9 protein-coding genes are annotated in these 14056 nt (G+C 60.0%); 6 read left to right on the top strand and 3 right to left on the bottom strand.

Features of this window, described 5'->3' with window-relative positions; all coding sequences use genetic code 11:
* Positions 1 to 82 precede the first annotated feature (82 nt).
* From ACXYN8_RS03030 to ACXYN8_RS03020, 3 genes are read right to left on the bottom strand one after another with little or no spacing between them, the layout of a single operon-like run.
* Positions 83 to 2401 (bottom strand): TonB-dependent receptor, encoded by a 2319-nt coding sequence (locus tag ACXYN8_RS03030; RefSeq protein WP_458887827.1) that lies wholly within the window; start codon positions 2399 to 2401, stop codon positions 83 to 85.
* Entirely contained in the window at positions 2398 to 4122 is a 1725-nt protein-coding gene (locus ACXYN8_RS03025) for a M28 family peptidase (protein WP_458887826.1), read from the bottom strand. The genes ACXYN8_RS03030 and ACXYN8_RS03025 overlap by 4 nt, the downstream gene beginning before the upstream one ends.
* Entirely contained in the window at positions 4119 to 5504 is a 1386-nt protein-coding gene (locus ACXYN8_RS03020; protein ID WP_458887825.1) for an MFS transporter, read from the bottom strand. The genes ACXYN8_RS03025 and ACXYN8_RS03020 overlap by 4 nt, the downstream gene beginning before the upstream one ends.
* A 248-nt stretch (positions 5505 to 5752) precedes the next feature.
* Here ACXYN8_RS03020 and ACXYN8_RS03015 point away from each other — a divergent pair, with 248 nt between their 5' ends.
* From ACXYN8_RS03015 to ACXYN8_RS02990, 6 genes are all read left to right on the top strand, one after another.
* A complete protein-coding gene (locus ACXYN8_RS03015) occupies positions 5753 to 6778 on the top strand; it encodes an AraC family transcriptional regulator (RefSeq protein ID WP_458887824.1) in 1026 nt (341 codons plus the stop codon).
* A complete protein-coding gene (locus ACXYN8_RS03010; protein WP_458887823.1) occupies positions 6771 to 7781 on the top strand; it encodes an alpha/beta hydrolase in 1011 nt (336 codons plus the stop codon). The genes ACXYN8_RS03015 and ACXYN8_RS03010 overlap by 8 nt, the downstream gene beginning before the upstream one ends.
* Positions 7782 to 8536: 755 nt before the next feature.
* Complete coding sequence (locus ACXYN8_RS03005) at positions 8537 to 9103, top strand: hypothetical protein (protein WP_458887822.1); 567 nt, start codon at positions 8537 to 8539, stop codon at positions 9101 to 9103.
* A 774-nt stretch (positions 9104 to 9877) separates the two neighbouring features.
* Positions 9878 to 10795: a hypothetical protein gene (locus ACXYN8_RS03000; protein ID WP_458887821.1), complete on the top strand. Its 918-nt coding sequence runs from the start codon at positions 9878 to 9880 to the stop codon at positions 10793 to 10795.
* Between the two features lie 123 nt (positions 10796 to 10918).
* Positions 10919 to 11404: a hypothetical protein gene (locus ACXYN8_RS02995; protein ID WP_458887820.1), complete on the top strand. Its 486-nt coding sequence runs from the start codon at positions 10919 to 10921 to the stop codon at positions 11402 to 11404.
* Positions 11404 to 14013 (top strand): relaxase/mobilization nuclease domain-containing protein, encoded by a 2610-nt coding sequence (locus tag ACXYN8_RS02990; protein ID WP_458887819.1) that lies wholly within the window; start codon positions 11404 to 11406, stop codon positions 14011 to 14013. The genes ACXYN8_RS02995 and ACXYN8_RS02990 overlap by 1 nt, the downstream gene beginning before the upstream one ends.
* The last annotated feature ends 43 nt before the right edge of the window (positions 14014 to 14056 follow it).

Here is a 14056-nt window from a genome sequence, read left to right as displayed (position 1 = left end):
CGACGACGGGAGACCTCTTCAGGAAACCCGCCGCCGCTCCGGAGAGGGAAGGAGCCAAATCAGATCTGACTCCTTCCTGAGATCAGAAGCGGACCAATGCGGTCATCCCGTAGGTGCGCGGCAGGCCGATCGAGCCGCTGATCGCGGGAGTAGCGCCGGAAGACGCATTGGCCTGACTGATGTATCGCTTGTCGAAGGCGTTGCGGACCCAGCCAGTCAGCGACCAGGATCCCTCAGGATCTCCTACAGCGAGCGAAGCATTGAGAAGCCCGTAGGCCTCCTGCGAGTTCTGCGGGTTGTTGTAGATGTCGAAGAACACCCGATCCTGCCATTTGTAGTCGGCGCGCGCCGTCACATCGATCCGGTCCGAAACCGGAATGATGTATTGGCCGTTGAGATTGAACTGCCATTCCGGAGCCTGCGCCAGCCGGTTCCCGGTCAGGTCGGTCGCACCGGGAGGGAGAGGCTCTCCCTGGAAAGTCGCACCCACGCAACCGGGATCGGTGGGATTGCCCGGATAGAGCGGATCGTTGTTGCAGAACTGGCCGAAGGTCGCATCGAGATAGGTGGCAGCGCCGCCCATCTTGAACCCTTGGAATGGGGCGGCCTCGAATTCGAATTCGACGCCTTTGATCTTGGCCGAAGATGAGTTTTCGACTCTCGGAAACCGGACCTGCGTTTCCGGGTCGAAGCGGAAGATCGTCTGCTGGAGATTGGTGTAGTCGGCATAGAACCCGGTCAGGCCGAGTCGCAGTTTACGCTCGAACAGCGCCGCCTTGGCCCCGAGTTCGTAATTCCAGACATATTCCGGATCGAAGGTGTTCACCGGCCGGGTAATATCGCCCAAGGTGTTGAAGCCGCCCGATTTGAACCCCCTCGATACACTCGCGTAGACCAGACTATCGTCGGTAGGTGTGTAGTCGATCACCGCGCGCGGCGTGAAGGCATCCCACCGGTTGTCCGCTGCGAGCAGTGCCGTGGTGGCGCCTGCGGTAGCGTCCATCTCGTATGACTTTTCGTCGATCGTGTAGCGACCGCCGAGCGTCAGTCGAAGTTTGTCCGTCAGATTGTAACGGAACTGCGCGTAGGCGGCGTAGGAATCCAGCGTCTCCGCAGGCAGGTAGACGAGGTAATTGGTGAGAGCGCCGAAGGTGAGATACAGCGGCTCACTCGAATCCCCGCGCATGTAGAAAAGGCCGGCGACAAGATCTGCGCGGCTCCCCAGATCGGTCGTCAGGGTCAGTTCCTGCGTGAACTGTTCCGCATACAATCCGATCAGCTCGAACTTGGATGTCGGGGCCGGCGTCGCGTCCACGTCGACATTCGTCAGATCGATATCGTGCTTGATGTACCCGGTGGTGGAGGTCAGCGTCGCGCTGTCGCCGATGTCGAGACTCGCGATCAGTGCGGCACGGTAGTCTACCACATCGCGCTCGTTCGGTTCGTTGATGTAGAAGGTCAAATTCTCGATGTCGTTGCGCGGGTAAGGGTAGCCCGGCAATTCCACGACCGTCGGCCGGTCGGGATCCGCACGCCGCAGCAGCATGGCGAAGGACGGATTGCCCTTGTCCCGCGTGTAATCGAACAGCCCCCTGATGCTCAGCGCACTCGATGGCTGGAACGAGATCTGGCCGCGGATTTGTGCAAGGTCGAGATTGTCGTTGCGGCCGCCGGTGAACCCGTTCTTCAAGTACCCGTCGCTGCGAAGCGTCTGATAGGACAGACGCGCCGCAGTCGTGTCCGACAAGGCGGCGTTCACGAAACCCTTCACGCCGACCTGCCCGTAATTGCCGAAGGTAAAGCCGATCTCGCCTTCGTTGGCGTCGGACGGCGCCTTACTGTAGACGTTGATCGCGCCGCCGGTTGCGTTGCGTCCCGCAATCGTTCCCTGCGGTCCGCGCAACACTTCCACCCGCTCGACATCGAGGAAAGCGGGATTCATCATGAAGTGGTTCAGCAAAGGCACGCCGTCGAGCGATACAGTGACGCCTGACTGGCTGCCGATGTCCTGACCCGCCTGGCCGATGCCACGCATGGCAATGAAAATATTGGTGGAGCGTGTGCCGAACTGGAGGCTCGGAGCCAGTTGGACCAAATCGCCGACGTCCTTAACCCCGGCCTTTTCGAGCGTCTCGCCAGTCACGGCCGTGATCGGGATCGGAATATTCTGCAGCCCTTCGGAGCGCTTTTCCGCCGTCACGACAATCTCGTTGAGACCGCCTCGTGCATCCTCGCGATCGTCATTCTGCGCTGCAGCCTGTGCCTGCGGATTGGGGTCGTCCCCGGATGTGTCCTGCGCCCATGCACTTGCCGGAACGAGAGCACCTGTTGCGAATGCGGTCGTCGTTGCCCAAAGGGCCAGCCGCCAGCGCTTGGGGCTGTTGCATGTTTGTTGAGTCATCGTACTCCTCCCACTTGGCCCGCGATCTTGCGGTTGAAAACGTTGGCTGTTTGCGGCTCACACGTGTCGGCGACCGACCACGGCCCGCCATGCAGCGCACTAGCTGGTGCATCGGCCGCCGCGGCAATGAAGAAGGCGTGGAACCGTGCCGCTCGCTCGAGGGCGGCGGCCGGCACCGACCACAGATCGTCTCCGGATGTGTGATAAACGCCGCCGGACGCGATCATCTGCGTGCGCGGAACGCTTTCGAGATCGGCAAAGGCGTTGAGATCGCCAGGCAATTCGCTGTCGATCCGGCGCTGGAGTTCCAGGCCGAAGCATTGCGCGCCTTGCCGCCACAGATCGATCAGGAATGGCGCGCCGTTGCTCACCGCGACCTGTTTGGGAAGGTCACCCGTTGCTGCGATCAACGGAGCACCGAAGTTGTCCGCCTGCCGGTAAAGGTATGAACGCATTAGCTGCGCCTGCGCGGGATGCTCGATATTCAGGATGAGATCGGCCTTGGCGAGAAGATCGCCGCCATGCATTTTGCGGAATGCGAGTGGTCCATTTACCGTCGCACTGTGGTGCCCGGCGCTCGCCAGGAACACGATTGTGCGCTCGAGTTGTGGCTGCTGCTTGAAGTGGCGGGCCAGAGCGAGGAGGACTGCCAGCCCGGAGCCATTGTCGTCCGCCCCGCCGAACCAGCCGTCCGCATGGGCGACGACGACGATCGTGCGCTCGCTCCGCCCCGGAATAGTCGCAACGACATTCGCCGCCGCGCCCGCCAGCGTTTCGGATTTCGCGGTCAATCGTGCTCGCACAATCTTGTCCGAACGCGCCGCACTGCCGAGCAGGTTCTGGAGAAAATATCCGTCTTCGCCACCGAGAGTGAAGCACATCCCGGGCCCGCAACCATGACGGTCGCGATCGAAATTCTGGAGATTGCCGGGCTGGATCTGGATTTCGATCACCCCGGCGGCGCCTGCCGCCAAGACTGCCGGAATGCGGCTGGCGGGAAGCGCCGCATAGAGGCTGGGCGATGGCGTAGAAACCACCACGGCGATGCGGCCCGCAAGGTCTCGCCCCGCTATCTCTGCATCGAGGCCCTGCCCGAGGTATGCGAGCGGGGCCTCCAACACTCCATCGACCGGGCCATTCCCCCCGACCATGGCCGAGCGCAACACGATGTCAGCACTACCTTCTCCAAAGGAATTGTCGGCAAGTAGGCGGACTTCCCCGGACACCGGGAGATGGAGATCGCGATATGCAAAAGGCTCCTGCCGTACGTCGCCGAGCCCCGCTTCGCGAAGGGAGGCCTCGACCCAGGCCATAGTCCGGTCAAAAGCCGGACGCCCCGTGATCCGGCCCCAAAGATAGTCACCAGCGTCCCTGCTTTCGTGCGAAAAACCGATTATCTTCGCCAGATCGGCGCGGATGGTCTTGCCTGACAAGGCCTCGCCTCGCGGGCCGCTCGGAACGCTTGCAGGCCGCGGGGGGAGCACATCTTCGGCGGACTGGACCGGTCCGTCGACGGGATCGGTCGCGGCACCGGGAAGCCGCAGCCCGAACCAGGCGGCTTGGCCCGATTTCGCAACCTCGACCGGCTGCATGAAGGGCCGTTTGGTAACCTCCTGCGCCTGAAGATCGCCCCCCGTCCACGCGCTGGAAGTGAGTATGCAGGTCAGCAATCCGGCACTGGCACGGATCGCGAACACTGGCTGGCCGCGATGCCGTTTCACGAAGCCTGCCCCACCGGGCGGCGGTCTGCATCGGGCCGCCGGTCATGCAGGACGGTGACGCAGATCGCGGAGATCAGACAACATCCTGCCATGAACCAAGCGATGGCGAAGCTGCTCGAAAAATATTCGAACAGGGCCGTCGCGATCATCGGCGTGAAGCCGCCGCCTAGAAGTACGCCCACCTGGTATCCCAGTGTCGCGCCCGAATACCGGACCTCGGTGTCAAACAGCTCTGCAAACAGTGCGGCCTGCGGTCCGTACATCAAGGCGATCAGGCTGAGGGCGATCGATGTCGCCGCAGCGATCCCTGTCAGCGTCCCCGTCTCCAGCAATGGGAAAAAGGCAAAGGAGAAGCCGCCGGTAAGAATACAGCCCAGCCGGAAGATGCCGAACCGGCCCTTCGTGTCGGACAGGTGCGCGACGAAAATCAGCGCCGGGATCATGAAGAAACTTCCGATCATGATCCCGCCCAGCATCAGACTCTTGGGAAGGCCTAGCGTCGTCGTCCCGTAGCTGATCACCCAAGTGATGATGACATAAAAGCACGCATTGCTGGCGATGAACGCCCCGCCAGCCATCAGGATCACCCCCCATCGCTTGGCAATGACATCGAAGATGGGAGACCGTCGTTTGGAAGTATCTGTCCGGTCGGCGGCGCGGCTGGCCTTCGAAGCCTCGAACTCGCGCGACTCCTCCATTTTGTGTTGGACGTAAAAGGCAAGCATGATGACCACCACGCTCAGCAGGAACGGAACGCGCCAGCCCCAGGCGGCGAACTGTTCCGGTGACATCATCCCATCCGTTGCAAAGAAGGCGATATTGGCCAGAATGACCCCTGCCGGAACGCCGATCTGAACGAAGCTGCCGAACAGTCCCTTGCGGCCTTCGGGAGCGTTCTCGATCGCGATTAGCGCGGCAGCGCCCCACTGACCCCCAACTGCCAATCCCTGAATGAAGCGAAGTGCGATCAACAGGATCGGGGCGAGCATGCCAATGGTGTCGTATGTGGGCAGCAGCCCGACCGCGAGGGTTGAAAAACCCATGATCAGAAGCGCTGCGAAGAGCATTCGCTTACGACCGTAAAGGTCACCGTAATGCGCGAAGACGACACCGCCCAAGGGCCGCGCGATAAAGCCGACGGCGAACGTGCTGAAAGCCGCCAGCTGCGCAACGAACGGGGAAAGATCGGGCGAAAAGAACAGGCGCGGGAAGACCAGCGCCGCAGCGGTGCCGTAGACGAAGAAATCGTACCATTCGACGCCCGATGCGCCCATCGATGTCAACGCCAGCCGGACAGTCGAAGGCTTGTCCTTCTCCTCTGGCGCGGCCGAAGGTTTTGTCTGCTGTACATTCGCCCCTTGTGGGACACCCTCTTCGGACATCGATCTCTCTCCTCCAGCGGACGAATCCGCTGCCGCTCATTCGGCGGCTTGATGATCTTGGTAGTGAAAGAGAATTCGCTTGATTAGTGCCGCAACGGACAACTAAGTGTCTTTTCCGGACAGAGGCAGGGGACCAGAGGACAGCCGTGGCAAACGAAATCGTCAACAATCTACGATCGGGGGGAACAAGCCGCCCCGCTTTTCCCAATCTGAATCAGCGATCCTTTGCCCCATACAAGATCGCCACAGTGATCGACGCGGTGGCCGCGCGGGGCATCACGGTCGACACCGTGCTGGATCGTACAGGGCTGACGGCAGCCGAAGTGCGCGATCCGCACACGCTCACATCTATCGGACAGTATCTTACCGCCTGCGAGAACATCGTCGCGGCAGGGGCAGAGATCGACGATGCCTTCACCATCGGCTCCCGCCTGCACCTGTCAGCGTACGGAATGTACGGCTACGCGCTGATGTGTTCGCCAACCATGCGGGAATTTTTCGATTTCGCCGTCCGGTACCAGCCTCTAGCCACACCTGCCCTTCGCCTCGGCTGGCGCGTCGAAGGCGACCGCGCGATCTGGGAATTTCGTGAGATCTATCGCGAGGTGATGAGCGACGAACTCCGCACCTTCCTGGTCCGGCAACAGATGAAGATGACCTTCACCCATATTCGCGACACGGTGGGGACCGATAACCTGCCCGTATGCGCGTCCTTCGCCTTGTCAGAGGACAGTTTTGCCGACCAGGACGAGCGCGAATTGCACTGTGAGTGCCGTTACGATCAGGACGCCCACGAATTGCATTATCCGGTCGGTATTCTCGACCGCACGCCGGAACTCGGCAACCGACTGACGCGCGCCATGCTGGAGGAGACCTGTGATCGCCTCGTCGGGCAAGCGCAGTTGAATTCCGGTCTGGCCGGCGAGGTGTACCAGCTGCTCTTGCTGGCGCCCAACCGCTTCCCTTCCATGCAGGCGGTAGCGGAACAGATGGGGATGCAGGAACGAACGCTGCGCCGGCGGCTGACGGCAGAAGACACGAGCTATGGCAACATTGTCGACGATGTCCGACGCAAGCTGACACTTGAGTATCTGCAGACGACCCGGATGAGCGTCGACGATGTAGCATGGAAAGTCGGCTTCAGCGAAAGTGCGAATTTGCGCAGAGCGCTCAAACGCTGGACCGGTCAGACTGTCGGTGATTTGCGCGCGAATGAAGCAAGAGCGGATATGGCTCATGCGACGAACGAGAGAGGAAACTCCATTGATGCTTGACCGCCGCAATTTTGGTCTCGCCATGTCTGTTGGCACTCTGGCATCTGTGGCACCCCTTCCGGGGCTGGCGCACGACCGTTCGGAAATGGACCTCGACAAGACGAGCTCTTTTCTTTTTTCGACAAGACATGTGCCCGGTAACGTGGAGGTGCATTTCTATACGCCACCTGGTTACTTGAGGGACGAGAAGCCAGTCCCGTTGATCCTCATGCTTCACGGAGGCAACGGAAGCAGTCAGGACCTATTGCGCTTTACGGACATGATTGGACGTGAAATGGCCAGCGGCAGGCTCGCTCCGATGGTTATTGCAATGCCATCGGCACGGCGCTCGCTCTACATGGACTTTCGTGACGGTTCACAGCGATGGGAGAAGATGATCGTCGATGATCTACTCCCCCACCTGAGGGAGACACTCAATGTCAGTCCCGAAGCTTCGACGACTTGCATAACGGGTATATCGATGGGTGGTCTCGGAGCTCTACGGATCGCGTTCAAGCACCCGCATCTGTTTGCTGCCGTCGCGGCGTTGGAACCTGCAATCGAACCCGCACTTGCATGGGCCAATGTTGGTAAGCGAGTGCACTTCTGGCGGCCGGAAAGTGTACTAAAACCAATATTCGGAGACCCAATCGACGAGTTGTTCTGGCAGGACAACAACCCGGCCAACATTGCCAGCCGCGATCCTGCGCGGTTGGAGCAGTTGGCCATATACTTGGAGGTGGGCGATCAGGACCTTCTCCATCTTTATGATGGCGCCGAATTCTTGCATCGGATCCTTTTCGATGCCCGGCTCGCTCACGAATACCGCTTAGTGCACGGTGCGGATCATGTCGGCCCGTCACTTTTCCCGCGCGTTCTGGACGCTTTGAAGTTTCTCGAACGCCAGATTTACCCGCCTGACTGGATAACGGAAGACGTTAATTCGGTGAGGGCAGCCATGGAACGTCAAAAGCAGAATATCGGGATGGAAATAGAGCCCCCGGATCCAAGGAAGTTACGATGATGGGAGTGTGCCACGCCCCAGATTAAATTTGGGGTCCCGGATTTCTTGGCGCTCCACAGCTGGCTTTACCTATAATCAAGCAAATGCACGAACGGGCGTTTGCGCCATTTGTTACTTGCGCGAAGTTAGTCCTGTTGCTCGCAACGCGCACCTCGCGAACCAGCCGGTCCTGCAAGCAGCCAATGACCTATCGTCATTGATTGCCGATCAGCTTCTCGGTTCGCCAAGCTGAGCCTGCCGGTCCCCATTCTCGAAAGGGACCGTGCAACCTATTTCTCATCACTTCATCTTACAGTCCGCCCCTTCAATTCGGATGAAGACAAATATGCCAAAGTCGAACTGATCGATATGGCGGATGATTGCGAACATAAGCATTAGTCTGACATTTCTCGCCGCCGCGATGTCGGTATCCTGCACCGTCACCGAAGGCGACACTCTGTGTTCGATCGAAACCAAGTCGCTTGTCGAGCGTCTGCTTCTCGAACCTCTTCCGCTGAATGCGGTCAGTCGGCTACCGGCCCAGTAACCGACATAGTCCCTGCCATAAATTCGGAAACGCGGCCGCGCCAGTATGCTGAACGCCGCGCCCCGCCGTCAATAAATCAAGCGACGAGTGACATCGCGATATAGGCCTTCCGGCATCCAACCGGAATCGCATGACCTTTCCAAAGAGCAGGAAGAGCGGATCGTAAGTAGGAAGGAAAAACTTCTGCTTCGCGACCGATCACACGCAACCTGCGGAAGGAAATACCAATATGAACTCTTCGTATCACCCCAGTGTTTACAACACGGCGATGAACAAAATCCTGCGAGGTCTCCATGCCGAACTCGAAGCCCGCACGGTGCGGCCGCTCGACTTCCTCGTCATCGGCGGCACGAAGCTCAGCGGGCCAGACATGCAGCAAATCCTCCGTTTCGCCATGACGAAGAACTGGGAGCTGCTACACGTCGGAATGGATCCTGCGCGCCCCTGCGTGACCTTCGACGCCCAGGCGCTCGATCTAACCTACTTCATCACCAACGGAGAGACTGAAGCAAAGGCAATCTTGGACGGCGCAGTATGGAAACGTCCTCGAGATGCGCGTGCGAAGCTGATCTTCGACGTCGGCTTTCCTCTGGAAGCCTTGATCCAAAAGAACGGCAGCACATGCCTTCGCGAAGGCTCGGTCCGATCCTACGACGACGACATCGCTCTTGCAGAAAAAAGCATTCGGAGGCGGATCGACAAACTCGCGCCTTCGGGCAAAGTGCTATTCACCATGGGCAGCACGCCCATCGCCTGCGACGTCCCGACCTTTGCCCGACTAACCAGAGCAGAATGAATGACTGGCGGGCGGCTTCCATGCCGCCCGTCACGCGCGCCTGCGCGCGATCCCGACTTGCAGCAGGTAGATTGAATGAAGGGGGAGAGAGGAAAAGCGGGAGCCGAGCCCGGCCCCGTGGCTTCGCCATAATCGGCTAGAAGTTAAGAAATGGTTGAGACCGGCCAGGAAATCCGGAGCGAATTTCCGGCTGACTTGGCCGGCCTCAAGGGGACGCGACGAAAACTCATCGCGCCCCCGGGCGCCTGAAGGCGCCCTTGGCATCCGCTACGGCGGATGCCCCCGACAGGTTCGTCGTCGGGTTTTTCCTCTCTCCTCTTCAGATTTCATTTCGATCAACGGATTGCGGAGTCTATCCTGCTGTTCGATCTTCATTTCACATCTCCTTTTTGCGCCGGCAGGCGTCTGAAAACTTTTTCCTTTCACCGACGATTTCCAAAATCGTCGTCCCGAAAAAGATCTAGAACCGGTCGCTATTGCGCCGGCACAGCGCGCCCCGGCGGGGTCGCGCGCCGAAGGGCCGCCCGTCGGCGGGGCCTTCACCGGGCCGGGTTCGCGAATGCGAAGAGGTCCCACAAGAACGCGCCGCTGGTGCGGCTCCATTTAGGGGACTGTTTCTTTTCCCCGCGCGCGGGGATTGATGCGAGAAAACTTGAAGCCGGATAGCCCGGCGGATCGAAGAGCATTTACCGTGTCCGCGCGATCGATGCACCCGCGTTACTCATCTCCGGCAAATCATCCTAAAAGGTATCATCGACCTTAGGGAGAAGACGAATGTCCGGATTAAACAACGATAGTAAACGGAAACGGCCGCAGCGTCGCAAGCGAACGGAAGGCGAAAAGGAGGCGATCAGGCTCAAAGCCCTGCGCGAAGAATTCGGAGGCAGCGCGATTGACCCCGACGAGCCAGTCCTTTCGCCGGGATTTCCTTACCGCGCTATTGCCTACGCGTTCAAAGATGCCCAGCAAATCCATGCCAGGCCGAACAAACGGTTCAACCCGAAAGCGGTGGTCAAACGGGTCGCAACGGCCTGTCTCCTAACTGACGAACAGAAAGAAGAACTCCATCGCTGGCTGCGATGGCTCAATGATCGTCGATATGTCACGCGTGATGGCTATCAGTCGCCGGTTCTCCAATGGCTCCTGAGTAAGCCGGCGATGACTTCCAGCTGGCCGGGCGATGCTGACGGTGCCTGGAGCGCGCGGGTCAATGACGAATACGAACGACGTCTCGCGGCTAAGGGCGGTACTGCGGGCAAAGAACTCAAGGCCGATACTGCGGCTGCGCCCTCGCCTCCCGATCCCGCGACCGGCTCGATGCGATCAGACGCTCAACGGCTTGGAGCACCTCAGAAGCTTCCGCGCTCTGTGGATCCTGCCACAGAGCTGAAGCGGCGGACCTCTCACGACGAACCCTCGTCCAAGCCGAGAGCGGCGAAGACCGAACCTACGGACGCTCTTCGCCGCCCTGCATTGCCCTACGGCGCGTTTCAAAGAGGCGAAATGCTCGCGAACAACTTCTTTGGAGCGCTGAGGGATGCGACCGACGCTGAGCTTATCGCCAAAGCTACGAAGCTTTCGCATGATGCCGATGCAACGCGCATAGCCATGGCGCGCAGCGACGATGTCGCGCGCTGCATCGAATTCATCTTCGACCAGGTCGGGCTCCCGTTGCCGGAGGCGAACTCATGAAACGGGGCCAGTTTTTCCTACAGGATGGGTGTGGGTGCCCCACACGTTTCGCCATCGTGTCGCTAAAGCTCCGTGACGGCGTTTCTAGTGCCGCCCGCACGGCAGGCGAACAAGGGCTTTGTCATGGCTGATAGGAAGGGATCGGCCACGCCGAAGAAGCGCGCGAAGCGCCCGTATATCAAGGTCTATGTTACTGCCGAACAGAAAGCGCAGATCCAGCGGCAGGTGCCCGACAAGGAGGTCGCGCAATACTGCAGGGATCGGATTTTCAACCCCTCGGGCTTGCGCGACACGGCGGTCGATGTTGGAGCCAGACTTCTGGCAATGGCGGCTCGGCAGAAGCGCATCGGCGACGCGCTTGCCGCGCTTAAAACGCGACTGGACGATGACCTAGCGCGTGCGCGAGACATTCCCAATGATGACCCGGAGCACGCATTTCTAGGCCTGCTCGCAAAGCAGCGGCATGAGGAACTGGTTGCGCTGATCGAGGACGCCAGACCGAATGAAAGTGCCTTGCTGGACGAGGCGCGCGAGCTGTGCCGCCTGATCGCGCACCGGCAGGAACAGTCCCGCGCTGTTCCCACGATCGACAAGCGAGAGAGCCGCTGATGGTCATCAATATCTGGAGATACGATTGCGGGCGCAACGGCGTTGCAAGCCCGAAGCTGAAGCAGGAACTCGCTTTTTCCACGTCGCTCTCGCGGGCGCGATACATCTTCGATATCCAGTTAAGCGCCGAAGACATTGCGGTGATGGAGCAGGTCAAACCGGTCGGCGATTATGTGAACACAGACAGCGCCGAGGGGCACCGGATAGAAGGACGGCACGCCTACAATCTTCTCTCGGATGATCCCGAAGGCCAATCGCAGGAGATCGCAATCTACTGCGCGCGCGCCGGCCTGAAGCGCTTCTGGCATATCGCGGTCAGTAGCCGCGAGGGTGAGCATCTGACACCAGAGCAACTCGAACACGTCCGTTCAGTCGTTTGCCGGGTCTTGGGCGTAGCAGATTGCCCCTCGATCTGGGCAGACCATCGCGACACCGACAACGATCACATGCACGGATTGGTGGTCAGCTTCCTGCCCGCAGAAGACCGGCCGGTCACGTTCGGTCAGGACTGGTGGAAAGAAGCTGGTCAGATCGCCATGGCAATCATCGAGCGCGATCTAGGTCTCGAGCCCGAACCCAATCGCCGGTTCGTTGCAGACCGGACAGGCGTCTACCACACCTGGTCGGACATCAAGGTTGCGGACGAGAACGGCAAGATCCTCGGTCGTTCCGAGATCGTCGCAGCACAGAAAGCTCACAAGGTTTGGAAGCAGGGCAATTACGCCGCGAATATCGCGCAGTCCGGCGAGGAGTGGGACATGGAACGGGCGGTCCAGGTCCTGGCCAAATCTCGTATCATGGAGGCGGATACTGCGGCACAGGTGCATGAGAGCCTTGCGCGGGTCGGGCTGAAATACATCGCTGGACAGAGCGGCGCGCGGATCGTTGCCAACGACTATCTTCCTGAAGCTGGGCAGCACGCGCAAGGGCAGTCCATCGCAGCCAGCAAGGCCTACCGTAATGCGGCACTGAAAAAATTGGGCGACCGCCTGACGGACGGATACCAAGCCGCCCATCCCGGTCTCGTGGTTCGCAAGTTCGTAATGCCTCGGTTCGAGAAGCTGACCGATGAGGAACGTGATCGCTTCGCCGACCGACGGGCAGAGATCGAGGAGTGCAAGGAACTCGCCGACCATCTCAAACAACACAACTCGCAATTCTACCGCAGGATGCGTGACGTGGAGAAGGGCAAGGACGTTAACGAGCAGAGGGCTCAGCGCCGCCGGTCTCACGAACAGGAAGAGGCGCGGGTCAAAAAGCTGGAGAAGTCCTTATCGAAGCCGTTCAGGGATGCGCGCGTCTTCCCAGAGGAAGCGGGAGATACTCTGGCGATTGTCTGGGGACCGCCTGCAGGTAGATCATCGCCGGAGAAGGCACATCGCGAAGCCGAGGAACGGCGCGAACTTGAAGATCGCTACCGGATCGAAAAGACCGAGGATGCCCGCAAGTTCTGGTATGGTGAAAGCCTCGCCTTTGTCGAGCGTCTGCGGACGATCGAGATCGTGTCGCAAAAGCGCAGGGCACGGATCGACGCGCTCAAGCTCGCGCGGTATCGCTTCAGGCGCCTGCGGATCGCCTCGGCGCAGAAGATCCGAAAGAGACTGGCCAGGATCGCGGCCGAACTTGGTGTTGCGCTCGAGAAAGGACCTCTCAGAAACCTCGCCGTTACGCACGTTGTGTCGGTCCGCGCAGGTTCGATCCGCAGCATGGTCGCAGCAAGTCGCGCCTATCACGATACGTGGGGCGATCGAGAAGAGAAGCGGTGGAGGGATCATGACGAACGCCGCTGGCGCGGCGAGCGCATTCACACCTTCGCCGCACCCGATCATCCGTTGCACGCCGGCAAGCTTGTCACGAATTACGTTCTAGAGGTGCAAGACTCCGGTCTGCACCCGAATGCCGCCGACCCCGCGCTCGAAACACAGCGGACAATCGCGGATGAGCTCGACCACGACAAGCTCTGGTTGGCGCCGTCGCGTTACCAAAATTCCCACGAGGGATTTCACTGGCGCTTCCTCGACGATCCCGTTTTGGTCGAAGCCTTCGAAGACAAACCCCACCGGCTTCTCCATCCTGCTGTCCAGCGGGATCTTGCTGCGATAGAAGCGATTCAGATCGAGCGCCGGCGATGGATCGCTGCGGCAGTCGTGGCCGGAGCCGCTTCGATCGAGGACGGCGAACTTACAGTTGTCAAAGACAATGCACCCTGGGCAGCATCCTTCTGGAAAGCTCAGCGGTCCGATCCGACATTGCAGCGACTGATCGCCGTAGCACGGGCGAGGCCCGACAGGTTCGTGTTTGACGAGAACATGCGGCCTGGACAGTTAAGCCACAACCAGGCGCTGGCGAACGACGACCTTTTGCTTGCCGAGGCCATTGCACGCCAAATGCTCGTCTATGAGCGGACCCATACTGCAACCGCCGTGGGAAATCGATCGCCCATGGTTTCCGCGGCAACGCCGCCGAACAGCGCCGTTCACGAGCTGGCATCGGAGGCGTCCTGTCGCCCTGCAATTTCGATCCCCCCTCCGACCGAAGGGAAAGATCGGCGACTCCCGAAAGAGCCGCGACATCCTGGCCCTCCCAGTGTGGAAGATCTCGAACGTTGACCGCGATCATCCTCCTCATCCTCGGGATACGGCTTGCCCTAGA

Source organism: Altererythrobacter sp. CAU 1778, from assembly GCF_054482795.1.
The sequence above is the reverse complement of the archived record's forward strand: the minus strand, read 5'-3'. Positions and strand labels throughout refer to the sequence as shown.